This window comes from Nonomuraea sp. NPDC005692 (assembly GCF_040631115.1).
Classification (GTDB): domain Bacteria; phylum Actinomycetota; class Actinomycetes; order Streptosporangiales; family Streptosporangiaceae; genus Nonomuraea.
In genome coordinates, this window is the sequence record NZ_JBEXYU010000024.1 from 115,875 (window position 1) to 141,863 (window position 25,989).

General features: G+C 69.6%; 21 protein-coding genes and 1 pseudogene. 11 read left to right on the top strand and 11 right to left on the bottom strand.

The features are described 5' to 3' along the window. Nucleotides 1-11 precede the first annotated feature (11 nt). From ABZ459_RS36500 to ABZ459_RS36520, 5 genes are read left to right on the top strand one after another with little or no spacing between them, the layout of a single operon-like run. Nucleotides 12-845, top strand: a complete 834-nt coding sequence (locus ABZ459_RS36500) for an ABC transporter permease (RefSeq protein WP_357980439.1) — start codon at nucleotides 12-14, stop codon at nucleotides 843-845. After that, nucleotides 845-1,801 (top strand): ABC transporter ATP-binding protein, encoded by a 957-nt coding sequence (locus ABZ459_RS36505; protein ID WP_357980272.1) that lies wholly within the window; start codon nucleotides 845-847, stop codon nucleotides 1,799-1,801. The genes ABZ459_RS36500 and ABZ459_RS36505 overlap by 1 nt, the downstream gene beginning before the upstream one ends. After that, nucleotides 1,794-2,609, top strand: coding sequence for an ATP-binding cassette domain-containing protein (locus tag ABZ459_RS36510; RefSeq protein WP_357980275.1), 816 nt, complete (start codon nucleotides 1,794-1,796; stop codon nucleotides 2,607-2,609). Before ABZ459_RS36505 ends, ABZ459_RS36510 begins: the two co-directional genes overlap by 8 nt. Further along, nucleotides 2,606-4,015 carry an amidase gene (locus ABZ459_RS36515; protein ID WP_357980278.1) on the top strand — a complete coding sequence of 470 codons (1,410 nt, stop codon included), beginning with the start codon at nucleotides 2,606-2,608 and terminating at the stop codon, nucleotides 4,013-4,015. The genes ABZ459_RS36510 and ABZ459_RS36515 overlap by 4 nt, the downstream gene beginning before the upstream one ends. A 10-nt stretch (nucleotides 4,016-4,025) precedes the next feature. Then, nucleotides 4,026-5,645, top strand: coding sequence for an amidohydrolase (locus ABZ459_RS36520; protein WP_357980281.1), 1,620 nt, complete (start codon nucleotides 4,026-4,028; stop codon nucleotides 5,643-5,645). Between the two features lie 188 nt (nucleotides 5,646-5,833). Here the strand turns inward: ABZ459_RS36520 and ABZ459_RS36525 are convergent, their stop codons facing one another. Both ABZ459_RS36525 and ABZ459_RS36530 read right to left on the bottom strand, forming a co-directional pair. Beyond that, on the bottom strand, nucleotides 5,834-6,646 hold the full coding sequence (locus ABZ459_RS36525) for a CPBP family intramembrane glutamic endopeptidase (protein ID WP_357980284.1): 813 nt from the start codon (nucleotides 6,644-6,646) through the stop codon (nucleotides 5,834-5,836). Between the two features lie 798 nt (nucleotides 6,647-7,444). Next, a complete protein-coding gene (locus ABZ459_RS36530) occupies nucleotides 7,445-8,275 on the bottom strand; it encodes a hypothetical protein (RefSeq protein ID WP_357980287.1) in 831 nt (276 codons plus the stop codon). 330 nt (nucleotides 8,276-8,605) lie between these two features. Here ABZ459_RS36530 and ABZ459_RS36535 point away from each other — a divergent pair, with 330 nt between their 5' ends. Then, nucleotides 8,606-9,451, top strand: coding sequence for an SAM-dependent methyltransferase (locus tag ABZ459_RS36535; protein WP_357980290.1), 846 nt, complete (start codon nucleotides 8,606-8,608; stop codon nucleotides 9,449-9,451). 209 nt (nucleotides 9,452-9,660) lie between these two features. On the opposite strand, the pseudogene ABZ459_RS36540 reads toward ABZ459_RS36535, so the two are convergent. The 3 genes and pseudogenes from ABZ459_RS36540 to ABZ459_RS36550 form a co-directional block, all read right to left on the bottom strand. Then, nucleotides 9,661-10,335, bottom strand: a pseudogene (locus tag ABZ459_RS36540) (lipid II flippase MurJ); the annotation flags it as partial. A gap of 212 nt (nucleotides 10,336-10,547) precedes the next feature. After that, a complete protein-coding gene (locus ABZ459_RS36545; protein ID WP_357980293.1) occupies nucleotides 10,548-12,509 on the bottom strand; it encodes a right-handed parallel beta-helix repeat-containing protein in 1,962 nt (653 codons plus the stop codon). Between the two features lie 345 nt (nucleotides 12,510-12,854). Beyond that, nucleotides 12,855-13,706: a helix-turn-helix transcriptional regulator gene (locus ABZ459_RS36550; protein ID WP_357980295.1), complete on the bottom strand. Its 852-nt coding sequence runs from the start codon at nucleotides 13,704-13,706 to the stop codon at nucleotides 12,855-12,857. Between the two features lie 147 nt (nucleotides 13,707-13,853). Here ABZ459_RS36550 and ABZ459_RS36555 point away from each other — a divergent pair, with 147 nt between their 5' ends. Both ABZ459_RS36555 and ABZ459_RS36560 read left to right on the top strand, forming a co-directional pair. Further along, the gene (locus tag ABZ459_RS36555) at nucleotides 13,854-14,780 is read left to right on the top strand and encodes an SDR family NAD(P)-dependent oxidoreductase (protein ID WP_357980298.1); all 927 of its coding nucleotides are present in this window, start codon (nucleotides 13,854-13,856) and stop codon (nucleotides 14,778-14,780) included. 90 nt (nucleotides 14,781-14,870) lie between these two features. Continuing rightward, nucleotides 14,871-17,924, top strand: coding sequence for a tetratricopeptide repeat protein (locus ABZ459_RS36560; RefSeq protein WP_357980301.1), 3,054 nt, complete (start codon nucleotides 14,871-14,873; stop codon nucleotides 17,922-17,924). Nucleotides 17,925-17,988: 64 nt separating this feature from the next. Here the strand turns inward: ABZ459_RS36560 and ABZ459_RS36565 are convergent, their stop codons facing one another. Continuing rightward, nucleotides 17,989-18,894, bottom strand: coding sequence for a hypothetical protein (locus ABZ459_RS36565; RefSeq protein WP_357980303.1), 906 nt, complete (start codon nucleotides 18,892-18,894; stop codon nucleotides 17,989-17,991). A 118-nt stretch (nucleotides 18,895-19,012) separates the two neighbouring features. Further along, nucleotides 19,013-19,495 (bottom strand): MarR family transcriptional regulator, encoded by a 483-nt coding sequence (locus ABZ459_RS36570; protein ID WP_357980306.1) that lies wholly within the window; start codon nucleotides 19,493-19,495, stop codon nucleotides 19,013-19,015. Nucleotides 19,496-19,604: 109 nt separating this feature from the next. On the opposite strand from ABZ459_RS36570, the gene ABZ459_RS36575 reads away from it, so the two are divergent. Further along, on the top strand, nucleotides 19,605-19,949 hold the full coding sequence (locus ABZ459_RS36575) for an EthD domain-containing protein (RefSeq protein WP_357980309.1): 345 nt from the start codon (nucleotides 19,605-19,607) through the stop codon (nucleotides 19,947-19,949). Between the two features lie 433 nt (nucleotides 19,950-20,382). Here ABZ459_RS36575 and ABZ459_RS36580 read toward each other — a convergent pair whose 3' ends face one another. Further along, complete coding sequence (locus ABZ459_RS36580; protein WP_357980313.1) at nucleotides 20,383-21,579, bottom strand: hypothetical protein; 1,197 nt, start codon at nucleotides 21,577-21,579, stop codon at nucleotides 20,383-20,385. A gap of 446 nt (nucleotides 21,580-22,025) precedes the next feature. Continuing rightward, nucleotides 22,026-22,595, bottom strand: a complete 570-nt coding sequence (locus ABZ459_RS36585) for a TetR/AcrR family transcriptional regulator (protein WP_357980316.1) — start codon at nucleotides 22,593-22,595, stop codon at nucleotides 22,026-22,028. An 89-nt stretch (nucleotides 22,596-22,684) separates the two neighbouring features. On the opposite strand from ABZ459_RS36585, the gene ABZ459_RS36590 reads away from it, so the two are divergent. Both ABZ459_RS36590 and ABZ459_RS36595 read left to right on the top strand, forming a co-directional pair. Then, nucleotides 22,685-24,088, top strand: a complete 1,404-nt coding sequence (locus ABZ459_RS36590; protein WP_357980319.1) for an MFS transporter — start codon at nucleotides 22,685-22,687, stop codon at nucleotides 24,086-24,088. Between the two features lie 396 nt (nucleotides 24,089-24,484). Beyond that, nucleotides 24,485-24,979, top strand: coding sequence for an NUDIX domain-containing protein (locus ABZ459_RS36595; RefSeq protein WP_357980322.1), 495 nt, complete (start codon nucleotides 24,485-24,487; stop codon nucleotides 24,977-24,979). A gap of 105 nt (nucleotides 24,980-25,084) precedes the next feature. Here the strand turns inward: ABZ459_RS36595 and ABZ459_RS36600 are convergent, their stop codons facing one another. Together ABZ459_RS36600 and ABZ459_RS36605 are read right to left on the bottom strand one after the other, a co-directional pair. Beyond that, nucleotides 25,085-25,510, bottom strand: a complete 426-nt coding sequence (locus tag ABZ459_RS36600) for a hypothetical protein (RefSeq protein ID WP_357980326.1) — start codon at nucleotides 25,508-25,510, stop codon at nucleotides 25,085-25,087. After that, nucleotides 25,507-25,941 (bottom strand): MarR family transcriptional regulator, encoded by a 435-nt coding sequence (locus ABZ459_RS36605; RefSeq protein ID WP_357980329.1) that lies wholly within the window; start codon nucleotides 25,939-25,941, stop codon nucleotides 25,507-25,509. The genes ABZ459_RS36600 and ABZ459_RS36605 overlap by 4 nt, the downstream gene beginning before the upstream one ends. Between the last annotated feature and the right edge of the window lie 48 nt (nucleotides 25,942-25,989).

The window sequence follows — 25,989 nt, forward strand, 5'->3', positions numbered from 1 at the left end:
CCTTGACAGCCGTGACCCTCCACCGCCGATACCGGCTCCCGGCCGACGGGACGACCGTCGCCGGCGTCGCCGTCCTGGCCGTCCTGGTGGCGGTGGCGATCCTCGCCCCGGTCGTGGCGCCGCACGACCCGCTCGCCATCGACTTCTCGGCCGCGCTGAGCGGCCCGAGCGCCGATCACCTGCTCGGGGCCGACCAGTCCGGCCGCGACGTCCTGTCCCGCCTGATCTTCGGCGCGCGGGCGGGACTGCTCGGCCCTCTCCTGGTGGTGACCCTGTCGACGGTGGCCGGCACCCTGCTCGGCGTCCTGGCCGCCTGGACCGGCGGGGTCGCCGACGCGGTCCTGTCGCGCGCGATGGACTTCGTCTTCGCCTTCCCCGCGCTGCTGCTGGCGATCAGCCTGGTGGCCATGTTCGGGCCCGGTCTGACCGCGCCCGTCGTGGCGATGAGCATCGCGTACACCCCCTATGTCGGACGGCTGGCGCGCGGCGTCGCCCTGCGGGAGATGTCCCGCCCCTACATCCACGCCTACCGGGTGCAGGGCTGGTCCGGCTGGGTCATCTGCCTCAGGCACCTGGTCCCGAACGTCGTGCCGCTGATCCTCGCGCAGTCGGCGATCAACTTCGGCTACGCGCTCATGGACCTCGCGGCGCTGTCCTTCCTCGGGTTCGGCACGCAGCCGCCCGTCCCGGACTGGGGCGCCATGATCAACGAGGGCGCGTCCGCGCTGCTCCAGGGCGCCATGCTGCCCGCGCTGGTCCCCGGCGCCGCCGTCGTGGTCACGGTGGTGGCCTTCAGCATCGTCGGCGAGGGCATCGCCGACCGCGTCTCCGGGAGGGAGCGCTGATGCTCCAGATCAACGACCTGACCGTACGGCTGGCGCCCGGCCAGGCCGCACGGCCCATCCTGGACGCGGTGTCGCTGCGCGTCGCCCAGGGCGAGGCCGTCGGGCTCGTCGGCGAGTCCGGGTCGGGCAAGTCCGTCACCTGCCGGGCCGTGCTCGGCCTGCTGCCCCGGCAGACCGCCGTGAGCGGGCGCGTCCTGGTCGACGGCCAGGACGTGCTGTCGCAGGCCGCCGCGGGGCTGCGTGACCTGCGCCGCCGCCGAGTGGCGATGATCTTCCAGGATCCGCGGGCGTCGATCAATCCCGTCCGGCGGATCGGCGACTTCGTCACCGAGGGGCTGCGGGCCGGCGGCCTGCCGTACCGGCAGGCCCTCGACCGTGCGCAGCGGCTGCTGGAGGCGGTGGGCATCGAGGACCCGCGGGCCGCGCTGCGCCGCCACCCGCACGAGTTCTCCGGCGGGATGCTGCAACGGGTGATGATCGCCGGGGCGCTGGCCGCCGAACCCGACCTGCTGCTCGCCGACGAACCGACGACCGCCCTGGACGTCACCACGCAGGCCGAGGTCATCGCGATCCTGTCGCACCTGAGAACCGCGCGCGGGATGGGCATGTTGTTCGTCACCCACGACCTGGAGCTGGCCGCGGCCATCTGCGACCGCATCTACGTGATGTACGCGGGCCGGATCGTCGAGGAGCAGGCCACCGGCGAGCTCTTCGCCCGGCCCCGCCACCCGTACACGGCCGGACTGCTGGCGGCCACGCCCCGGCTGGACTCGCACGAGCCCCCGCACGGCGTGCCGGGCAGGCCCCTGTCGCTCGCGGAGTCGCCGGACGGGTGCGCGTTCGCGGCCCGCTGCCACCTGGCCGTCGAGCGGTGCCGGCAGCAGCGGCCCGCGCTGGAGACCCTGGAGCACGCCCAGGTGGCGTGCCTGAGAGCGGGAGAGCCGGTCCATGACTGAGAACGTGCTGGAGGTCGAAGGGCTGCGCAAGGCGTTCGGCGGCAAGACCGCCGTGGACGGCGTCTCCTTCTCGCTGCGGGCGGGCGGCTCGCTCGCCGTGGTGGGCGAGTCGGGATCGGGCAAGACGACGACCGCGCGCATGCTCGTCGGCCTGGAGATCCCGGACGCGGGACGGATCGGCGTCCAGGGCCGCGACCGCTCGCGCGTCCCGCGCGGCCGCCGGGCCAGGCTGGCGCGGGCCCGGGAGATCCAGATGGTCTTCCAGGACCCCTACCTCTCCCTGGATCCGCGCATCACCGTGAGCGAATGCGTGGAGGAGTCGCTGCGGCTGCATTTCGCCATGGACCCGCAGGCCCGGCGGGCCCGGCGCGATGAGCTGCTGGAACGCGTCGGGCTCGGCGAACGCGAGGCGGCCGCGCTGCCCAGGCGGCTGTCCGGCGGGCAACGCCAGCGCGTCGCCATCGCCCGCGCGCTCGCCACCGAACCGAAGCTGCTCATCCTGGACGAGGCCACCTCGGCGCTCGACGTGTCCATCCAGGCGCAGATCCTCGACCTGCTGGCGCGGATCCGCCGCGACCTCGACATCGCCTACCTGTTCATCACCCACGACCTGGCCCTGGTACGGCACGCGGCCGACGACATCGTCGTGCTGTACCGCGGCAAGGTCGTCGAGGCCGGGCCGACCGAGCAGGTCCTGGCCGCCCCCCAGCACCCCTACACCCGCCTGCTGCTGCACTCGGTGCCGCGGCCCGGCTGGGACCCCGTACAGATCGCCGCCGACCGGCGCGCCCTTCAGGAGATCATGTGAGTGACCTCGCACACCTGCCCGCCACGCAAGCCCTGGAGCTGTTCAGGACCCGGGCCCTGTCGCCCGTCGAGCTCATGACCGCGGTCATCGAACGGGCCGAGGCCGTCGAGCCCCGCGTCAACGCGCTCAGCGAGACGATGTTCGAGCAGGCGCTCGACCAGGCCAGGACGGCCGAGCACGCCTACCTCCACGGGTCGCCGCGCCCCCTCGAAGGGCTCCCGGTCGCCACCAAGGACGAGCAGCCGATCGCGGGAAGGCGGGCCAGCGACGGCTCCCTGGCCTACGCCGGCCACCTCGCCGACACCACCCACCCCGTCGTGGAGCGCGTCATCGCCGCCGGCGGGATCGTCCACGCCCGCACCACCACGCCGGAGTTCTGCTGCGCCGCCTACACGCACTCCCGGCTGTGGGGCATCACCCGCAACCCCTGGAACCTGGACTACTCGCCCGGCGGCTCCTCCGGCGGCGCGGGCGCGGCCCTGGCCTCGGGGACGGCGACGCTCGCCACGGGGTCCGACATCGGCGGCTCCATCCGCCTGCCCGCCGCGGCCACCGGCACGGTCGGGTACAAACCCCCGTACGGGCGGGTGCCCGCGATGCCCCCGTACAACCTGGACCACTACTGCCATGACGGGCCGATGGCCCGCACCGTCGCCGACTGCGCGCTCCTGCAGAACGTCATCGTCGGGCCGCACCCGGCCGACGTCGTCTCCCTCCGCCCGGCCGCGTACGTCCCCGAGCGCCTCGGCGACGTCGCGGGGCTGCGCATCGCGTACTCCCCCGACCTGGGGAACTGGGAGATCGAACCGGACGTCGCGGCCAACACCCGCGCGGTCGCCGACGCGCTGGCCGCCGCCGGCGCCGTCGTGGAGCAGGTGGAGGTGCCGCTGCGCCGCGCCGACGTCATGCGCGCGGCCTTCATCCACTTCGGCGCCATCTTCGGCCCCATGGTCGCCGGCGTGGCCGACGCGCACCGCGACGAGCTCACGCCCTACGCCCTGGCCTTCGCCGAGGACTCGCGCGCCGCGCTGGCCCGGGACGGCTTCCTGGCCGGGCTGGAGCTGGAGGGCCGGATCTACGCCGTGATCGGCGACCTGCTCGACCGGTACGACGCGCTGATCTGCCCCACCGCCGGCACCGCCGCGCTGCCCGCGGGCGAGGACTACGTCGACACCAAGCTGACGGTCAACGGCGTCCAGCTCGACCACTACCTGGAGTACTCGCTGACGCCCGTGTTCAACATCGCCAGCCGCTGCCCCGTCCTCAACGTCCCGTCCGGCCTGTCGTCGTACGGCGTGCCGACCGGGGTGCAGATCGTCGGCCGCAGCTACGACGACGCGACCGTCTTCCACATCGGCGCCGCCGTCGAACGCGTCCTGCCGTGGCCCACCCGCCCGCAGCTCTGAGGAGAGTTTCATGACTTCTGCCGACATCCTGTTCGTCAACGGCCGAGTACGCCCCATGGCCGGCACTCCGAGCCGCGCGATGGCCGTACGCGAGGGGCGGATCCTGGCGCTCGGCGACGACGAGGAGATGCGCGACCTCGCGGGCCCGCGGACCGAGATCGTCGACCTGGCCGGACGGACCCTGCTCCCCGGGTTCCAGGACGCCCACGTGCACCCGGTGCTGGCCGGGCTCACCATGACCCGATGCGACCTGCACGAGGCGCGCGACGCCGCCGACGCCCTGGCCGCGGTCCGCGCGTACGCCGCGGCCAATCCCGAGGCGCACTGGATCTCCGGCGGCGGATGGTCCATGGAATGGTTCCCCGGCGGCACACCGAGCCGGATCGCCCTCGACGAGGTCGTCCCCGACCGGCCGGTCTACCTCACCAACAGGGACGGGCACGGCGCCTGGGTCAACACCGAGGCCCTGCGGCTGTGCGGCGTCGACGACGGCGCCCCCGACCCGGCCGACGGCCGCATCGAACGCGAACCGGACGGAACCCCGCAAGGAACCCTGCACGAGGGCGCCGCCTCGCTCGTGGGCCGGCACGTGCCAGAACCCACGGACGAGGACCTGCTCCGCGGCCTCCAGGCGGGCCAGCGACGCCTGCACCAGGCCGGAGTGACGGCCTGGCAGGACGCGCTGGTCAGCCCGGAGGTCCAGCGCGTCTACCAGGCCGCCGCCGACGCCTCGACACTCACCGGGCGCGTGGTCGGCGCCCTGTGGTGGGATCGAGACCGCGGCGAGGAGCAGATCCCCGAACTGCTCGCCCGCCGCACCACCACCGGACGGTTCAGGGCCACCAGCGTGAAGATCATGCAGGACGGCGTGGCGGAGAACTACACCGCCGCCATGACCTCCCCCTACCTGGACGGCTGCGGATGCCGGACCGGCAACAGCGGCATCAGCTTCGTCGGGCCCGAGGACCTGCGCGCCTACGTCACCCGACTGGACGCCGTCGGGGTCCAGATCCACGTGCACGCGGTCGGCGACCGAGCCGCCCGGGAGGCACTGGACGCGTTCGAGGCGGCGCTCAAGGTCAACGGGCGCAAGGGCAACCGGCATCACATCGCCCACCTCCAGGTCGTCCATCCCGACGACGTGCCGCGCTTCGCGGCCCTGGAGGTCACCGCCAACATCCAGCCGTTGTGGGCGGCGCACGAGCCGCAGATGGACCAGCTGACCATTCCCTTCCTCGGCGACCGGCGCGCCGCCTGGCAGTACCCGTTCGGCGACCTCCTGCGCTCGGGCGCCGCCCTGGCCGCGGGCAGCGACTGGCCGGTCAGCAGCCCGGACCCGTTCCTCGGCATCCACGTCGCCGTCAACCGGATGCTCCCCGAGGGATCGGGACGGCCGTTCCTGCCCGCGCAGCGCCTCCCGGTGGCGGCCGCCCTGGCCGCGTACACGATCGGCACCGCCCGGATCAACCACCTCGACACCCGGACGGGGACCCTCGAGCCCGGCAAGCTCGCCGACTTCATCGTCACCGACGCCGACCCGTTCGCCGTCTCCCCCGGGGACCTGGGCGGCATCACCGTCCTGGCCACCTATGTGGAGGGACGGCGGGTGCACACGCATCCGTCCTTCTGACCACTGGCCGCCGAGCGGAACCGGCCCCCGACCTCTCCGCCCGTCACAGCGGAAGAGGCGGGGGCGGCGTTCGTCCGGTAGGACGCCGGCGAACCCCCGGGCCGCCCTCCAAGGCCGCACCACGTACCGCTCCGGGCCCGTTCACCCACACCTCGTGGTGGACGGCGCTCCGCCGCGTGGTCAACGCCTCACGATGGACCCGCGGACGCGCTGTGCCCGGCTCGGCGCACCAGCCACACGGCAGCGGCGAGCGTGAGCACCCAGCCGATCACTTCGATGAGCAGGTGATCCGTGGCGTTGGGGACGGACTGCAGCAGGTACACCCGGACGCTGTTGATCGCTCCGTGCGTCAGGACCGCGGGCCAGACACTCCCCGACCGCAGGCGAAGCGCGAGCAACAGCGGCGCCCAGGGCAGCATGCCCGCGAAGTAGATGAGGATGTCCCAGAGGGGCCGATCACCGATGACGGCCAGGACCGGCAGGTGCCAGACGATCCAGACCAACCCGCTGACAAGCGCCAGCCGCCAGAATCCCCATGACGCGGCCCGCGTCGCCAGCCAGCCCCGCCAGCCGAACTCTTCGCCGATGGCGAGGACCGACTGCATGAGGAAGACCGGGACGACCCACATGGTCGCCGTGAAGATCTGGTCGAGCGGGTTGAGCTGCCAGATGCCCCAGGCCAGTGCGATGGCGGTCTGGATCGCGGCGATCGCGGCGATGAGGCCGATGCCGATGCCGGCCCACTGGGGTGCGCCGCGCCACCTGGTGGCGAACGTCTCCCGGAACGTCCCGGGTCGCCGGGCAAGCCACATGATGACCGCCGCGAGCAGCGGGGACTGCTGCATGATCGGAGTGATCAGGTTGTAGAAGTCCGTCGGGACCAGCCGGAAGACCATCGGAACGGACAGCGCGAAACACAACAGGACGGCGATCGCGAAGAACCACGTCACATCGACGGCAGTCGATCCGGCAGAACGGGAACGCGTGGAGGACGCAGTCATGATGACCTCCTTTCGTGCGGGCGCGAGGATCCAGCTCGCTGAATGATCTCGGTGTGGCGCGGACCGGCCATCCTGAACTCGGGGAGAACCTCGACGGCCGGGTCGTCCTCGCCCCGGACGCGGGCGATCGTCTTGACGGACGACCGGTCGATCACGGCAGCTGCGACGCCCGGCATGCCGTAGACGGGGTGGTAGTCGTCGATCAGCTCCTGGCCACCGGCACATGCCGGGGCTGTCCGGCCGACGAGAGATATGAGAGATAGGAAACGCACAATCTCGAAGCTTGGCCGGGCGCGATCGGCCGGGCCTCACCCGAAGGGGTGAACCGGATACCGCCCGTCAGGATGGAATCGGTGACGAGCGACGAGCCCGTTCCCGTAGACATAGATCACCACGTGCACGCGGTCACCTCTGCAGATCTCGTTGTCGGACCTGCCGAGGCCGATCACCGCCGAGGGCGTCGTCATCGACGGCGGCTCGTCGTGTGCCCGCGGTTTCCGCTCCCGGGGGGAGCTGAGCGTCCAGGACGCCCGAATGGGGCGCCGATACCTCTGCAGCGGAGCCCACCTGTCCAACCCGGACGGCATCCCCCACGCGGCCAGAAGCGGCCTCCCAGCAGCCACTGACGGATGATCCACCCAGGAGCTGGGGCCACGGTCAGCACAGCACCCCCGTCTCCGTCGTCACCCAGGGTCACTTCGCCCCAGGGTGACGCGGACCCGAGCGGAAGGCCCTTGAAGGCAACGTCTCGATGCCGGTCACGATGGTGCCCGGCAGGCACGCGTGGTCGAACCTTGGTCACGAACGCCCTGCCAGGCTTCTCAAGGCTGAGCCAGGGTCGTCGGCGTAGAAGCGGATCGTCGTGATGTGCTCGCGACGGCCCAGGGGCCTGGTGACGGCGATCGGCCCGGTCAGGTTGACGATCAAGTTGGTCTGCGCGTCCACCCCCAGCGTGAGCCGGCCGTCCGCCACTGCGATCACACCGCGCGCGTTGTAGTTACGGCTCACCTTGACCGAGGCGATGAGCTCGCGCGGGACGCGCAGGTCGAAGTACGCGCCGTAGCGGATGCGCAACTCGTCCACGGTCACGACATGCGGCCGGGTGGCGGACGCCGCCCCGAGCCCCAGCACGAACAGCAGCTGGTAGACATCGGCCACCATGACGACGGCACACAGGCCCGCCGCAGCGTTCGAGGCCGCCAGCATCCACTCCAGCGCGACAGCCTGCACGACCACGGCGAACAGCAGCATCAGCAGCAGCGGCCGCAGACTCTTCGCATACGCCAGGGCGGTACCGCCCGGCGGCACCCCGTCCTGACGCCGCCTGACCCACAGAGCGAAGCCGGCCAGGTTCCTGCGCTCCGCTCTCATGAGCATGCGAACCTGCAGCGGCACCAGAGCGTCGGCGACCGTCCTCAGCGCGTCCCATGGTGCGGCGCCGACCTCACGAGCGGCCCTGAACAGCCGGTACGCGTGCATGTATCCCATGACGGACAGCGGCGCGACCAACGCGGCGACCACCAGTGCCGCAGGTGTGGGCGTCAATCGTCCCGCAACCAGCAACAAGGCGCCGAGCAGGTCCAGGGCCGCCACTGCCAGCAGGCCGTGACGAGGGAGGCCGAGCCGCATCTTGCGTCCCTCCACATCATCGGAGGAGGGCCATGAAGATCATAGAATGTGGATCACCGCTCGCCATGCAGGGCGAAGAGATCGGATACGACGGCCAGGAGCCGGCAGCGGCGGATTCCGGGTGATCAGCGAGCCTGCCCGGCCGGTCACGGAGACAGCTGGACCATCTCGTCCTCGCCGCGCAGCACGCCGATGAGGCATCGCCGCCGGGCCTGGCGCGCCCCATCCCTTGGCCGGTACGGGACCGGGCTGTCGCGATAAATCAGGATGTTGTTGTTCCAGGTGGGATTCGCCAGATCCCGACCCCTGAATCCCGCTAACGTGGGGCACATGGCAGTTGATCAACATGGAGGTGCGGAGGTGGCCGGCGACAGGCAGACGGGGGTCGACCTCAAGACGAACGTGCCGCACTCGGCACGCGTCTACGACTACCTCCTCGGAGGCAAGGACAACTTCGCGGCCGACCGCACAGCGGCCGAGGAAGTCATCAAGATCGCCCCCTACATGCCGACGTCCGTACGCGCCAACCGCGACTTCATGGTCAGGGTGACCCGCCACCTGGCGGCCGAGCGCGGCGTCAACCAGTTCATCGACATCGGCACCGGACTGCCCACCTCCCCCAACCTGCACGAGGTGGCCCAACAGGCCGACCCCGCCGCCCGGATCATCTACGTGGACAACGACCCACTCGTCCTCGTCCACGCCCGCGCCCTGCTCACCAGCACCCCGGAAGGCAGAACCCGCTACATCCAGGCCGACCTGAACGACCCGGACGCCATCATCAGCTCGGCCGAGGTCCGCGACACCTTCGACTTCACCCGCCCCGTCGCGCTGTGCCTGATCGCCGTGGTGCACTTCATCCGCGACGACGCCGACGTCCACTCGATCATCGAACACCTGATGAAGCCGCTCCCACCGGGCAGCTTCCTGGCCCTGTCCACCATCACGATCGACAGCGCGCCCAGCAAGCTGGTAAGCGAAGCCGTCGCCCAGTACAACCGCCGCGGCATCATGTCCAAGGCCCGCACCAGAGCACAGATCGAGGAGTTCTTCACCGGATTCAAGCTCATCGAGCCAGGTGTGGTGCCGGTGCACCGGTGGCGACCCGACGACCAGGCGCTGCTCGTGGAGGACTCCATGGTCTCGATGTACGGCGGGCTCGCCGTCAAAACCTGACCGGCCCCCGGGACAGGGCTCACCTCCCTGACGCTGGCCCAAGATGCCCGGCCACGCCCCGCAGGACCTCGCGCAGCGTCTCGGCGCCTGCGGCCACGCCGGGCTGGGCCGGTCGACCTGCCCGGTGCGGTCGAAGCTGTGACGACCGGCCCCCTTGACCACCTCCCGCTACCGCTGGAAAGAGAGCAACGGCACCGTCCGGCCAGGGCGACGATGCGCCGGACGCCGATGCCACGCGGGTCAGCACGCAGCCGGAACCCGGTTCGACGGCTGACCACCGCGAGAACGATCATCTGGGCGGCGACCCCCGCACTGGTGCCGATCGACAGCAGCAGCACCTGAACACCGGTCAACGACTCCAGCTTGCCGGTACCACCGATCAGCAGGAAGACCGAGGCGGTGGCGACGACGACAAGATTGTTGGCCACCGGCGCCCACATGGGCGAGACGAAACGGCCCCGCGCGTTGAGAAGCGCGGCCAAGGTCGCACTCACGCCGTAGAACAGGATCTGAGGCATGAAATACCAGGTGAAAACGACCGCCAAATGCCGCTGGCCAGAACTGAACCCCGGAACATAGAGGCCCACGATGAACGGCGCGGCGACGATCGTCACGATCACCACCGCTCCAAAGCCATAGACCACCAGCGACAGCAACCGCTGGGCGAACACGTCGTCGACGTCGCGGCCAGCGGCCGTACGAACCAGCAGCGGAACGAGCACGCCGGCCAGCGCGCCGCCGAAGACGAGCTCATAGATGGTATTGGGAGTGACGTTCGCCGCGGTGTAGGCATCCAGCAGCCGAGTACCCAGCCCGAGCGCGGCCACCAACGCCAGCGCCCGGACGAAACCGGTGACTCTCAAGACGATGGTGGCCAACGCCATCGCCCGCCCCGTCCGCACAAGCCTGGGCCGATCAGACACGGACGATCTCTCCTTCAACTGGCAAACCGCCTCTTCCCGAACGTCAAGGGCCCGGCTCCCGAAGCCCAGAACCGGACCCCTGACCTGCTACGACCACTTACGGGGGCCGCAGAGCGGGTGCTTCACGCACCCTTCCGGGACAAGGCCCCCAGCAGAGGAGCCTCCGCGTCCTTCTACGCTTCCGCACCACGCATCGCCACGTCATCGATCCGGAACGCAGACCCGGCCGGGGCGCTCCAGACGAACGTCCAATCGACGCGGGTCGCGCCCGCCGGCGCGATGAACGTACCGGCCGCCTCGGTCCAAGCCGTCTTCTGAACCAGAGGGACGGCGTCGGTACGCAGCACCACACCGCCCTCGTCGCGCCAGCGCACGTTCCACGAGACAGTAGGCATGGCGGCCACCGCCTCCCGATACCACAGCGACACCCGATAGCTCTTACCAGCGATCACACCGCTGTACCCGGGGTACCTGTCGAGCGCCACCGCGCTGCCCGACCCCTCCGTGCTGGCCAGCTGCAGCGAACCCGTACCGCCGTGCGCGTCGCCGGTCTCGTGCGCCACGCTGGACCCGTACCACGCCGAGTAAGGCGCCGTCGAGACGTCCTCGAAATCCTGCTCGGTGATCGGCGGAGTCTCCGGCGACCTGCCGTCGAACGTGCTGCCGGCGTCCTGCCCGTACTGGGGACCGACCCACTCTGCAGCCGTGACCCGCCTGCCCATGTCGTAGATCCGAAACTGCCACGGACCCGTGTAGATGTTGTCGTGCCAGGAATTGTTCGACTCGTAGACGATCGACTTCTCGATCTTCTCCCCCAGGTACGGGGACCACTCCGGATGCGCCGTACCCCAATTGGACAACAGACTCATCTGCCCGCAGTACTGCGTCGAACAACCACCGCCGACGACACCGGGGTCGAAGGAGAACGTGTTGTGATGGATGTCGAGATTCTTCGTCCACCAGCGGCAGTCGGTGTAAAGCGGCTCGTCCTTGATGGCGGGCGCCGAACACTTCGAAGTGTTGGCCGGCCCGACGATCAACGTGCAGTCGCTGGTGGTCGAGGCCGTGCTGCCGCAGAACCGGTCGGCGTTCGCCCACGCGGTGATCCCGCCCCAGTTGTTCTCGAGCAGGTTACCGGTGACCTCGATCTTGCCGGTCCGCGCCGGGATGCGCGGCTCACCGTCCGCCTCCGACAGGTAGATCGCCCCATCGGGGAACGAGTCCCCCTTCGCCGCCCGCTCGGCACCGGCCTTCCAGGTGTTGCGACGGAGGATGTTGTCACGGATCACCGCGTTGTAACTGATCTCGTAGAAGATCCCGATCGACTCGTTGTCCTCGATGAGGTTGTTCTCGATGAGAAAGTCGTTGTTGTTGGTGTCCGCCCAGATCCCCGGCCCGTGATTGTGATGCACCCAGTTGCCGGTCACGTCGGCACCGTTCACCGCCCAGAACTTCAGGCCACCGGTACATCCGCACCCCTGACCCTGGTGTTCCCAGTCATCGGTGTTGTTGCCGGTCACCTCATTGTCCGCCACCACCAGACCGGTGATGTGATCGCCGTGCTGGGACGCGTTCAGACCGAGCTGGCCGTTGTCCTTGATGCAGTTGCCACGAATCTGGTTCCTCGCCCCCGCCATCAGCGCCGCACCGGAATTGTCACGGAACGTGTTGTGCTCCAGAACCCAGTCGTCGGCAGCACTGTGGTTGACCACAGCCTCCTCCTGCGGCGCGACGAACCCGGTGACGGTCAGATACCGGATGGTGACCCCGGTCGCCGAATCGCCGAACGCGTACTGGTTCACCCCCTTCCCGTCCAGCACCGCACCGGGCGCACCGATGAACGTCGCGTTCTCGCCGGGCAGGATCTGGGCGTATTGGGCAGGCTCCAGCGTGTGCGTGCCGGTCTCGAAGTAGTACGTGGTGTTCGCCTTGCGTAAGTCCACGCCGCTGTTGTCGCCCGCGGGCACGACCACCGCGCCGGCGGGCGGCGTGGTGGGGCCGTCCAGCGACGAGCTTCCACAGACCGCAGCTTTTGCCACCGTTGCCGCCGTTGCCTTTGTTGCCGGATCAACGGCGTCACCACTCGCCGGCGTCGCGCCGCCCATGACGACAGCGGCGAGTGCCACCAACGCCATTGGCCACGTTCTTCGCATTCGTCTTCTCCTCAGGTTTCGGCCAGCCCTTACTGCCATTGACTGCTGGCCGTCGACACTGTAGCCCGCACTTGCTCACAAGATCCAAGCTTGGACAAATTGGACAGAGCAGCGGCCAATCAGGCCCGCCGCCAGAGCCGGGCTGCCGCTCCCGCTTTCGGGTGAACCGATTTTCTTAGCCCGACTGGACGAGGCATGCTCAGCGGCCTTCAGGCGACGCCATTTTTGGTTTTGGTGAGTGAGTACGGGCGAAGCCCGTGCCGAATTGCTTACAGGGTGTGATTTCTTCAGGCCGAAGCCCTTTACTTTGTAGATTAACTCTGGGCATCAGGCGCGGCCTCCCGTGACGCGGAGAAGGTCGAGCTTTCCGTCCTCGGTGCTTCCGGTCGCCGCCGTGTAGGTGACCATGCGCAGGTCGGCGCCGGGAACGATGAGGACGTCGCAGTCGAGCAGGATGTCGCCGACCTGCGGGTGCCGGATGGTCTTCGCGTCGGTCGCATGCGGGGCGCCAGTCGTCTGCGCGGCCCAGTGATGAGCGAAGGCGCCGGACGTCTCGCGTAGTTCTCGTACGAGACGATCGAGCCGGGCGTCGGTGGGATAGCGGGAGACCGCGTCCTTGAGGTCGGCGACGATCGAGGCCGCGAAGGCGTCCGGTCCGCGTTCCGACCGGACGGGAAGCATCGAGGCGCTCGCGGCGCCGTTGCCGAAGAGCGCACGGGCGAGGTTGCGTTCGGCGGCCGGGAGGGCGGCGGGGTCGCCGTGCAGGGCGCTCCACATGGTGTTCCACCACACCAGGGTCCAGTCCGCGGCGAACACGCCGATCGGGACATCGCCGAGGCGCGAGACGAGCCGTTGGATGCCCGGGGGCACGTGGGTGTCGACGGTCCCGTCCTGCGGCGGCAGAAGCCCGGCGCTGCGGTAGAGCTGGTCGCGCTCGGCGCGGGCGAGCTGAAGGGCGCGCGAGAGAGCGCCGACGACCTGGGCCGAGGGGTTCCTGGCGCGGGCCTGTTCCAGCCGCAGAACGTAGTCGACGGACAGCCCCGCCAGCTGGGCCAGCTCCTCGCGGCGCAGTCCCGGCGCGCGACGGCCGCCCGTCGCCGTGAAGCCGGCGTCGGCCGGGGAGAGGCGGTCACGCCAGGCGCGCAAGAGCGCGGCGAAGTCAGAGCGGGAGGCAGCCATGGACCCATTCTCGCCGCACGACGACGAACGAGCCTGGGTACTGCCGGTCCTGGTGACGGACGGTGCACTGGCCGGTGGCGGCGCTTGAGACGAACGTGGACCTGCGCCCGAGGCGGGCGCCACCGGTGCGACAGCGAAGGAACTGGTATGAAACACACCATTGTGATGACGGGCGCGAGCCGCGGCATCGGCCGCGTCGCCGCCCGGCACATCCTGCGCCGGTCACCGGAGGCGCATCTCCTCGTCGTCGCCCGCCCGTCCTCCGGCGCGCGGCTCGCCGCGGAGCTCTCCTCGGGCGGGCACCCGGTCTCGCACGTCCAGGCGGACCTCGGCTCGCTGGACAGCGTCCGCGCGGCCGCCATCGAGATCCGCGACCGGCTCGACCGCGGTGACCTGCCGCCACTGCGCGGCTTCGTGGGGAACGCCGGCATTCAGTACACCAATGCGCTGACCGAGGGGCCGGAGGGGCTGGAGTCCACCTTCACGGTCAACGTGCTCGCCAACCATCTGTTCGTACGCCTGCTCCAGGACCGTTTCGCCGCCCCCGCCCGGATCGTGATCACTTCAAGTGACACCCACTTCGGCGACCTCAGGCACAACCTGGGCATGGTGCCGGGGCCGATCTGGAAGTCCCCGGACGCTCTCGCCCGTACGGGCGCCTTCGCCAAGCCGCACACCGCGGCCGGCGGGCGCACCGCGTACTCGACGAGCAAGCTGGCCGTGATCTACCTGGTTCACGAGTACGCGCGCCGCCTGCCGTCCGGGATCGACGTCGTGGCCTACAACCCGGGGTTCGTGCCCGGCACCGGCCTGGCCCGCGACGCCGATCCTCTCTCCCGGTTCGCGATGCGGCGCATCATGCCCCTGATGATCCTCACCTCCTTCGCCACGAGCCCCGGCACCGCCGGCCGCCACCTCGCCGACGTCGTCCTCGGCACGCTCCGGGCGCCGACCGGTTCCTACGTCGACCGCAACCGCGTGAGCCGCTCGTCGGAGGAGTCCTACGCCCCCCGGCGCGAAGCCGACCTCTGGAAGACCGTCGAACGGCTGACGGCGGGCGCGCCCGAGTCGTAGCCGGAGCGTTCGACCAAGAGAAGATCGGGCCGGACGGTGGAAATGAATCCTCGGTTGCCTTGAAGTCCGGCCCGGCAGATACTTCTCGCTGTGACGGCGACCGAGCCTCTGCTGCCACGGGCGCGACTCACCGCCCTGTTCGATCAGATCCCGCGGCACCGGCTCACCGTGGTGACCGCGGGCCCGGGCGGCGGTAAGACCTCGTCCGTACGCGGCTGGACGCGGGCCCGGCCTGATCATCCGGTGGTGTGGCTGACCTGGGCTGACGACGCCACATTGATCGAAGAGATCTGCGAGGCCCTGGGCGCGCCGGCCGGGTGGGTCCGCTCCGCCGGACTCGCCACCGAGCTGGCCGCCGCCGTCTCCAGGCCGACCATCCTCGTCATCGACGAGGTGGAGCGGATCGAGCCGGGCACCCCTGGGGCGCGCCTGCTCGAAGAGTTCTGTCACCACGGCGGCGACGACCTTCACCTGGTGTTGATCTCACGCTCCGCCGTGCCCTTCCCGATCCAGCGCCTGCGTGGCCTGGGCCATGTCTTCCAGGTGTCGGCGGAACAGCTGGCCTTCACTCCTGCCGAGACCCGCTCACTCTCCTCGATCGTTCTGGGGTCGGATGACCTGGCGGAGGAGGTTCACGAGCTCACCAAGGGGTGGCCGGTCGCCGTACGGCTCACGCTGAGCTGGCTGAGCGGCCTGCCCTTGTCGGACCGTGCCAAGCGGATCGCTGCCACGCCGCTGTTCGACTATCTGGTCGAGGAGGTGGTGAAGGACGAGCATGAGGAATTCCTCCGCGCGACCGCTCGACTGCCGTGGTTCACTGTCGAGCTGTGCCAGGCGCTGGGGGTCGCCGTCTCCCGCGAGGAGCTCCGCGCCCTGGCCGCTCAGCACATCCTGATCACGCCCTGCGATCAGGGTTATGTGGTGTCGACCTTGGTCCGGGAGTTCATGGGTGACGTCGGCCGGATGCCGGCGGCGGCCCATTGGTATGAGTCGCATGGGTACATCCGGGAGGCGCTGGCGGTTTGCGACGAGCCCGGCCATCGGGTGGCCATGATCGAAAGGTGGGGTGCATCGCTGCTTGCCAAGGGGCACGCGGCTGAGCTCGTTCGGGCTTGCGGCGCCGTGCCGGAGAAGTCGCGGACGTGTGCCGTGGATCTGGCCGAGGGCCAGGCACGCCAGGTTCAGGGGGACTGGGCCGGCGCGCTGGAGTGCCTTCACCATGTCGACGCCACTGACCCCGCGGTGGCTTGGCGGATGGGGATGATCTATTACCAGCGGGGGGACTACAAGGCGGCGTTGTCGACGTTCGAGCTGGCCGGCGGCTTCGACGGCTCGGCGTTTCCGCTGTCCTCCTCGAGCTCCTCCGACCGGGCGATGTTGCTGGCCTGGTCCGCCAGCGCCCGCTGGTTGGTCGGCGAGAGCGCGGAGGCGACCCAGCTGGCCGAACAAGCCCTGGCGATGGCCACCCTCTGCCAGGACGAACGCGCCGCCGCCTGCGCCCACACCGCGCTGGCCATGGTCACCCACGACGCCGGCGACGGGGCCGGAAGCGAACGGCACAGCGCCCTCGCCCTCGCCCTCGCGGAGAGCGCAGGAGACCTGTTGTTGTCCGCCCGCGTCCTGGCCAACCGCGCCGCGAGCCGCACGGAGGAGGCCCGCTACGAAGAGGCCATCGCCGACTGCGACCTGTCGGCACGGCGAGCGGACCTGGTCGGCGACCCCGTCCAGACCGCGATCGCCCTGCACAACCGCGCCGATGCACTCATGGGCCTGGGCAGACTCGACGAAGCCCTGGCCGACTACCAACGGGCACGCGACATCTTCAGCCGGGTGGGCAGCGACAAGCTCGGCCACCCACTGACGGGGCTCGGCAAGGTCTATCTGGAGCGCGGAGAGCTGATGCATGCCCGAATCAGCTTCGAGAACTCCCTGAAGCATGCCGAACAACTCCAGAACGCCCATCTGACTCAGACAGCCCTGGCCGGACTGGCCTGTGTCCACGCGGTCGACGATCCGGCGCTGGCCGTACAGCTAGCCGAACGCGCGGTCGCGGCAGGCGGCGGCTCCAGCCGGGTGGACGCGCTCCTGGCCGCCGGCTGGGTCTGGGCGGAGACCGGCGACCGCACCAAAGCCGCCGCCTACGCCCGATCCGCCCACGAGGCGGCCGTCAGCCGCCGTGACCGGGCCAAGATCGCGGCGGCCCTGGAATTGTCGGCCTTCACTGTGGCCGACTCCCCCGGTGAGCGAGCAGACCTGCTGGCGTCCGCAGCGGAGATCTGGGCACAGATCGGCAGTCCTGTGGACATCGCGCGTAACGCTTTCGCCCGGGCGCGGCTCAACGGCTCCGGCCTCGACGAGGCGGAGCAGGAGCTCCGCCGCGTCGGCATCCGCGGGCCGCACAGCTCCGGCGCCGGCCTGCTCCGCGGGATCACGCTCCTCGACCATGACGCTGTACGGTTCTGCATGCTGGGTGGAGTACGGCTCAGCCGCCGCGGCAGCGCTGTCGAATGGCAGTCCCGCAAGGCGCGCGACCTGCTGACCTGGCTGGCGTGCCAACGCGGCCGCACTGTCGCCCGGGAAGCCGCGATGGAGATCCTTTGGCCGGGCGAGGAGCCCGCGTCCTGCTCCAACCGGCTCTCGGTCGCTCTGTCCACCGTGCGCTCGGTCCTGGATCCGCAACGGAAGTTCGGCCCCGGGGAGTTCGTTCGCGCCGACAAGTACAGCATCCAGCTGGTCGGGCTCCGTACCGATGTCGAGGAGTTCCTCTCCGCTGCCGCCGAGGCGCTCGCCTCCGAAGATGAGGACCTCCTTGTCGCGGCTGAAGCTCGCTACACCGGGGACGTCTGCGAGGACTCTCCTTACGCCGAGTGGCTGGAGCCTCTTCGTGAGGAGGCTCGCGCCGTACACCAGGCCCTGCTTCGCGAACTGGCCTCACTCGCGGAGGAGGCCGACGACCCCGACAGAGCGGTTCGCTACCTGCTTCGGCTGCTCGAGCGGGACGCCTACGACGAGGCGGCCCACCTGGACCTGGTTCGAACGTTGACCAAAGCTCGCCGCCACGGCGAGGCCCGCAGACGCTACCGGCTCTACGCCGAGGCGATGCGGGAACTCGACGTGGAACCGGCCCCGCTCAGCCTCACATGAGCGCAGAAGCGGGAAGCGGGCTCCCTCGTCGGGCGGTGGCCGCCGGCGTGTGCTCGTGCACGCGTCAGCACCCGTCGATCCGCGCTCCGGGGACGGCGGTGGCAGCGGCCGCGGGTAGGCCGGGCTGGGCCCAGAGCAGGTAGGAGACGGCACTGACATCCGCGGCGTCGCCGATCCAGAAGACGCCTGTCTGCTTCGGGACGGCGAGGCCGTAGTGCCCGGCGTTGGTCCTGACGCACCAGGAGCTGTCCGCGGTTCCTGGCTGCCAGTCCTGGAACTCGCCCGCCCAGGCCGTGGCGGGCATGGACATGCAGGCGTGCAGCGTCGGCCGGCCGGTCCCGGCGAACCGCGCGGCCGTTGCCCCGTTGACCAGTTTCGGCCCTACGTTGAAGCCGAACGTCTCGATGTGGACGTCCCCCGCGCGGGCTCCGGGCGAGTCGTCCGGCAAGGTGTGGCCGGTGTCGAGGTCGAGGGAGCCGTCCAGGTCGCCGGGAACGGTGCCGCGCAGCGCGACCTCGTCGCCGTTCCCGGCGTCGGTGACGGAGACCTCCGCCGCGGTGCCGCGCGGAATGATCACCTTGATCTGCCGCTCCTTGACGTAGAGGTCCACGTGCTTGAGCTGCGCGCCGTTCACGCTGACCTTGAGCTCGTGATCGGTGCCGAGCTCGAACACGCTCGTCCGCTGCTTCCCGTGGAGCGTCTGCTCGATCAGCAGCCACGTCCTGTCCTTCGGGACCGCGTGCTCGATGAGGTATCGGGCCAGCGCGTCCGCCGCGAACAGGCCGAGACTGACCGCGATCCCCGGGATCGTCTTCGGCACCACCTCAGGCAGGACGGCGAGGACGATGGGCGAATAGGACTCGTAGACGCCGGCGATCGCCTTCGGGGCGCAGTCGCTCTGGTCGCAGCCCGAGATCAGGCCGCCGATCAGGACGCAGGTGGCGGCTACGGATGCTGTGTGTCGAGACATGATTCGTCCCCCGCTCCAGGATCGGCCTGCGGCCACGCCCTGGCAAGAGCAGGGCGGCTCCCCCACCAAGAAGGCATGAGCGCGTCGCTCGCGGACGCCGAATGGGTGGTGAGCGCACTCATCCGGTGGGGCCACAGCCTGTCCCCCGCCGCAGGGTGTCGGCGACCCTGGAAAGCGCCGCGCCGAGGTGGCGGCGTTGCACGGCGGTCAGAGGGTCGAACACGAGCCGGCGCACCTCCGCGACATGCCCCGGCGCGCTGTCGGCCAGTTGCCGCCGACCACCGTCGGTCAGCGTGGCCAGGGTGTAGCGACCGTCGCTCGGGTCGACTCGACGAACGATCCACTCCCGCGCCTCGAAGCGGTCCATCAGCTTCGACAGCCGGGGGAGGGTGCTGTCGCAGGCGCGGGCCAACTCGCTGAGCCGCATGGTGTCCTCCTGCGCCATCGACAGCCGGGCGAGCACGCCGTACTCGAAGTTCGACATGCCCGCGTCGCGCTGCAGCTGACGATCCAGGGCCGCAGGCAGTGCGATCACGACGGTGAGAAGGTCCTGCCAGAGCTCTTGCTGCTCGGTGTCGAGCCACGTCGACGGTTCGTCCATGTGATCCATCTTACTTGCCCAGGCAACTGCGATCACTTGCCTGGGCAAGTCACTGCGGCATAGGTTGTGAGTTGCCCAGGCAAGTGAATTCCGATCCCAAGGAGACCTCGTGATCAAGATCAGCGTGTTCCTGACCCGCCGGGCCGACCTCACCCACGAGCAGTTCGTGGACTACTGGACGCAGAAGCACACCCCGCTGGTTCTGAGCCTGCCCGGCGGGAAGGTCCCGGTCCGGCGCTACGTCCAGCTACTGCCCATCGAGGACGGGATCCCCGGCATCAGCACCGCCGCCTACGACGGCGTGGCCGAGGTGTGGGTCGACGACATCGCCGACGCGGCCCGCTGGTTCACCTCCGACACCTACACCACCACCGTCGCCGAGGACGAGGAGAAGTTCCTCGACCGCTCCCGGACCCGCTTCCTCTACACCACCGAGACTCCCATCTCCGGTTGAGCACCGCCGTCGGCCACCTCATGTTCAGGGGCGAAGCGCCCCGTCCCCGGCGACAGGGCGCCGCCGAGCCCATTCGTCAGCCATGGAGCGCCACCCACCCTCGACGACCTGTTCCCCTGGGCGCAGTCGTCGCCCAAGCCGAGAGCAGGACGGGCTCCGGCGCGGCGCCGGGAACCCCGCCCTGCCACGAATTCAACGGCTTCCACCCCCGCTCCAGGCCCCTTGCCGTACGCGCCTCCGGACGCGACCGATCTTCCCCCACAGGTCAGCATTGAGCCGAGGCTTCGTACGCCGCAGAGCGGCCGATCTTGAGCGTCCGGGCGGCCTCAGCGACCGACTCGCCGTCGGCGGCTTCCACGGGGCTGGGGAGCCTGCGGGCGGCGGTTGTCGTCGGGAAGGAGAGGCTCGCGCGAGGACGGCGCAGGCCGCGACCCTAACGCCGCCTCTTCGAGCGCTTTGGATGATTGCGGGTGTAGCCTTTCGCGCGTTTCTGTTCAAACGCTTGATCGAGGGTCCAGATGTAGTACCACCTGCCATCGCGAACTGTCCGGACACTGTTCTGGCTGATCGCTTGGACAATGCTCCAAATTCCACCGGTGGCGCCTAGGACTCCAAGCGCGGCGGTCAAGGCTGGACCGTACACCGCAGTGAGGGTCGCTCCCGTCGTCCCGAGTACGGCGCCGGTCGCGGCAAGGGCTCTGGTCCTTTGGATCTTGGCCATTTCGGCCTGGCATTCTTGAATCTGCTCCCGGATCTCCACACCGATCCGCGTCAGGGCCAGTTCGGCCTGAACGGCGTCTTGGGCCTCGTCGAGCTGGAGAAACTTCCCGCGCAGGTAAGTGCGGAAACGGTCGTAGGACCCGAACTCCTCGACAGTGATTTTACTGAAGTCCCGAAGACCTACGCCGTCGATATAGGGCAGCTTGATGTCTAAGATCGGTCGGACGAGTCGGCTTTTGACGGGCTCTTCGCCCGAGGCCTCGATACCACGCCGCCCTTTGAGCAGAAAGTCAACCGCCCGAGCTTCACGGATCGACCTGGTCCTTTGTACAGGGCGTCCCTTCTTCACCTGCTGCGTGCGAAGGCAGTAGTTGGGCAGGTACCAGGTCAGCCCGGCTTGCAGAAGAGGTTGGGCCTCGAGGATCCAAGTTCCGAGCTGCGCCAGATCGAGCGTTCTGATGCCGAAGTTGTCCTCCCTCCAGTCTTCACGAGGCTCACGGACGGCCGCCATATGCATCATCGATGCCGGTAAGTCGGCCGGCGTCCCGGGCGGGAGCTGCGGTTTGCTGCCTGAGCGTCTCCCCGGGTCGTCCCAGTGGATTCCGGTCTGTCCGATCTCGTGATACGTCCCACCCATGCCATCCGCAAGAAGGAGGGTGTCGGAAATGAGCGAGACACGCTTCGTGACGGCAGCGAGGTCGGCTTGTTTGAAGCCTAGGCTCACGTCGAACTCATGTTTGGCGAGTGATCCCATGTCTCGCAACGTGTCCGCGTCCCGGTCCCAGAAGTAGGCTGCGTACTTTTTCGCCACTTGTTCCGGTTGGTCGCCTTGGTGCACGCTGCGAAAGAACTTCTGCATATGTTCAGCAATGACGTGATTCTGGGTTGGGTGCCGCCTCCAGAGCCGCATTTATCCATCATATGTCTTTGATCTCCCCACCACCCGCCTGCTCCTGTGGTCTGATCGATGACCGCGAGCATGGCGGCTTGCCAGTCGTCTGCAGCTCAGGCCGTTGCCGATGCCGGCACGGTCTTACGGTCTGCAGGCCCGGGCCCCCTGGCTGAGCCGCCGGAGCACTACGGGGGACGATCCGAGGTGGTCGCCCTCCACGAGCATGGCGGCGGACCCGCACCAATCGGCGGACACCGGACGTCTCCGCCGAGCCGGGCGGCGAGCTGGTTCAAAGGGAGCGCCTGTCCGTCGTCCGGGACCACGACGGTCCAGCACATGCTCACGTCGAGCCATGGGTGGGTGGAACGGAGTTGCCGGTAGTGCTCGTGCAGGTCGGCAGTCGGGGGGTGCACGAGGTTCACGCATTGCTCCTGGCTCGCCGTTCCACGGCGCGACGGACCGGATCAGGCGAGCAACCGGTCGACCAACCCGTCGAGGTATTCAGGGGTGAGCGGGCCCGCGCCGAACAGGACGCGCATGTAGATCGGCGCCAGGAGATGGTCCAGCACCTCCAGCACGTCAGGCGGGTCCTCGCCGCGGTCGCGGGCGCGGTCGAGCACCGCCTGCAACTGGCTGGTGCGGTCGGCCAGAAGCTCGTCGCGCGCCTGAAGACCCTGCTGGCCCTCGCCGGACAGCGCGAGGGTCAGCCGCACCAGCGCCAGGCCGTCGGGCCCGGTGACCTCGCGGGCCACGTTGGCGGCGTGGGTCCGCAGGTCGCCGGCCAGGCTGCCGGTGTCGGGCATCGGCGACTGCGCGTTGAGCCGGGCCAGCAGGACATCGCTGAGCAGGGCCTGAAGGTTGCCCCAGCGGCGATAGAGGCTGGTGTCGGCCACGCCCGCGCGGGCCGCGATGTCGCCGACCGTGAAGTTTCCGTAGCCGCGCTCCCTGACCAGCTCGGTAACGGCCTGATGCACCGCCGCGCGGACCCGGGCGCTGCGCCCGCCGGGCCGCTTGGCCCGCCCCTGCTCATCCATGCTCTCACCTTAACGCAGTCGGGACTTGCGTTAGAGCCTGCGAGGGTCTACGTTAACGCAGTCACTAACTGCTTTTAGGAGAGATGTACGTGAAACTGTTGCTCACCCTGACCTGCGCGGGTCAGTTCATGGTCCTGCTCGACAACACGATCGTCGGCGCCGCGCTGCCCGACATGCAGGAGCGGCTGCACACCGGGCTGACCGGCCTGCAGTGGATCGTCGACGCCTACGTGCTGCTGGTGGCCATGCTGCTGCTGTCGGGCGGCGTCTTCGCCGACCGCTTCGGCCGCAGGCGGGTGTTCCTGGCCGGGGTGGTGGTGTTCACGGCCGCATCGGTGGTGTGTGCACTCGCGCCCTCGATCGGCTGGCTGATCGCCGGACGGGTGCTGCAGGGCGTCGGGGCCGCGGCGCTGAGCCCCGCCTCGCTGGCACTGCTGGTCGCCGCGTACCCCGCCCCGAAAGAGCGCGTCAGGGCGATCGGGTTGTGGGCCGGGTTCAGCGGCATCGGCCTGGCCGCCGGACCGCTGGCGGGCGGGATCCTGGCGGAATCCTTCGGCTGGCCCGCCATCTTCCTGGTCAACGTGCCCATCGGGGCGGTCCTGCTGCTGGCCGGGCTGCGCATGCTGGGAGAGTCCCGCAACCCGAGCGCGCCGCCGATCGACGTCCCCGGCACGGTCCTGTCCGCCGCGGGCGTGGGCGCCGTGACCTACGGCCTGATCGAGGGCGGTTCCCGAGGCTGGACCTCGCCGGTGATCCTGGGCAGCTTCGCCGCCGGGCTGCTGCTCCTGGCCGCGTTCGTCGTGGTCGAGGGCCGTGTGTCGATGCCGATGCTGCCGCTGCGGCTGTTTCGTCAGCGGCTGTTCACGGTGTCCAACACGGCGATGGTCGTGGTCGGGTTCGCGCTGATGGGGTCGTCGTTCTTCTTCTCCCAGTTCTTCGTCTACGTCCAGGGGACTTCGATCCTGGTCGCCGGGCTGCAGACCCTGCCCGTCTCGCTGGCCATGGTGATCGTCAGCCCGTACGCGGGCCGGCTCGCGGCCAGGTACGGCTTCCGTGTCGTCGCCGGCATCGGCCTGGCGCTGGCCGGGCTGGGGCTGCTGGCGCTGGGCTTCGTCCACGCCGACACCGGCTACGGGAACGTGTGGTGGCGGCTGGCGGTCGTCGGCATCGGGTTCGCCCTCACCATGTCGCCGCTGACCGGGGCCGCCATCCAGGCGGTCAGCCCGCAGGAGGGCGGCCTCGCCTCGGGCGTCAGCAGCACCACCCGGCAGATCGGCGCGGTGCTCGGCGTGGCGGTGCTCGGGGCGATCGTTCACACGCGGGAGTCCGGCGGAGCCTCCTTCGAGTCCGGCCTCAACAGCGCCTTCCTCGTGGCGGGTGCCGTGACGCTGGCCTGCGCGGTGTTCACCGGCCTGTGGCTGACCGCGGCCCGGACGCCGAGGGGCGTCCGGGCGAACAGCCAGGAGGCCGTGCAGCCAGCGAGCGGCCGCTGACTGCACGGCCCAGTCGGCCCACGTCTTGCGAGGAGGACTTGGGACTCGTTCCGGCCGTCGGCTCTATCCGGCCGCAGCTTGGCATTGGCGCCACGCCGGGATCATGACCGGAAGCCTCAGCCTCGACCGGATCGACGGGATCGTCGAGGGGCAGACCTTTCGGTGGCTGCTACCTGAACGGGATGTGCCCGAGCGGGTGAGCCGGGAAGCTTGTGACCCGCACGCATTGGTCCTCCATCCAGGACGGCAAGCGGCGGGTGATCCGCGGCTGGGAAGAGGTCACCCGCCGTGTCGCGGATGGCAGCCTGCCGTAACCCAACGCCTGGGTGGGGTGTGGCGCTGAGTCGAGGCGGGAGCCAAGCCAGGTTGTCGGTGGCGTCTGCGAGCGTGTGCCGCATGGGTGAGCTGGTCGAGCGGGTGGATGAACAGGACCGCGTGCTGGGAGTCGTGGAGCGCGCGGAGGCGGTGCGCCGGCGGTGGATGCATCGCATCGCGACGACGATCTGCCGCGATCCGACGGGGTGGATCCTCGTGCTGCGCCGAGCCGAGGGGCATGTTCGCTTTCCCTGCCACTATGACGTGATGGTCGGCGGCGCCGTGGGCGTGGGCGAATCGTATGAGGACGCGGCGGCCCGCGAACTGGTCGAGGAACTGAGTGTCGGCGTCCCGGTCCGCTTTCTGTTCAAGTTCCTGTGCCAGGACGGGATCAGCCCTGTCTGGTTCGGGGTGCACGAGGCTTTGGTCGCCGAGCCGTTGGTTCCGGATCCGTCCGAGATCGCTTGGCATTCTTGGCTCGCGGAGCCCGACCTGCGGAGGGTGGTCGATCGAGGGCCCTTCGTTCCAGGCGGGCGAGAAGCCCTGCGCCGATATCTCGACCGCTCGGCCCAGTGACGAACAGCTGCTTACCTGCCGATGCGTGGCGTGTCAGGACATCGCGGGCGCTGCCTGACCCCAGGCCGACCAGATCGGCGGACAGGGGCGAGAGCTGGTTCCGTCTCACCCGACGGCTTGCTGCCAGGGGAATGGAGTGAGGTCCGGCTCGACCCAGCCGGTCCTGGCCGGGTCGCTTGCCAGCGTCGATGACCGATAGAAGCGGGTGAGCAGCTTCTTGTCGAGCAACGCGGGGTTCTGACCGGCGAACGCGTCGAAGTCGGCGGTGTCCGACTGTCCGGCGTGGTGGCCCACCAGTTCGACCCAGGCCCGGCTGACGGTGGCGTTGTACTTCTGCGGCGCGCCCGCGTAGCGGGCGGTGCGCTGGATGCCGTCGCTGACCAGGTCGACCGCCGCTGTGGTGCCGTAGCGGCGGACGGCCAGCCAGGTCAGCTGGACGTGCTGGCGGTGCCCGAACCGCTCGGCGGTCGCCATCACCTCCCCCATCAACTCGGTGAACGGCGAGGAGTCGTCGTGGTCGCGTGTGGTCATGACCCTTCCTTGATCAGTGCGTTCAGAACGGCATGGAAGCCGGCGACCGCTTCGGCGGGCAGTCCCTCCAGCGCGCGGTTCTCGACGTCGGTCAGGGTCCGGGTGATGACGGCGGACGCCGCGCGCCCGGAGTCGGTCAGTTCGATGAGCACCGAGCGGCGGTCGCCGGCGCGCGTGCCGCGGGTGATGTGACCGCGGCGTTCCAGCCGGTCGAGCACGCTGGTCAGCGTCGTGGGGCGGGCCCCGACCGCGGCCCCCAGCTGGGAGACGGTGCGGGCATGACCGTCGGCGAGGTTGGCCAGCGCGTTGATCTCGGAGGCGGTCAGGTCGAGGTCGACGAGTTCAGTGGAGATCAGGTGCAGGGTGACGTGCGTGGCGCGCTGCAGGGCCAGCAGCGCCGACCGGTTCGGTGGTACGGATTCGTACTTCACGATTTCGGATATTACGATATCGAGGTATTCATTGCAAGACGCCGGCCC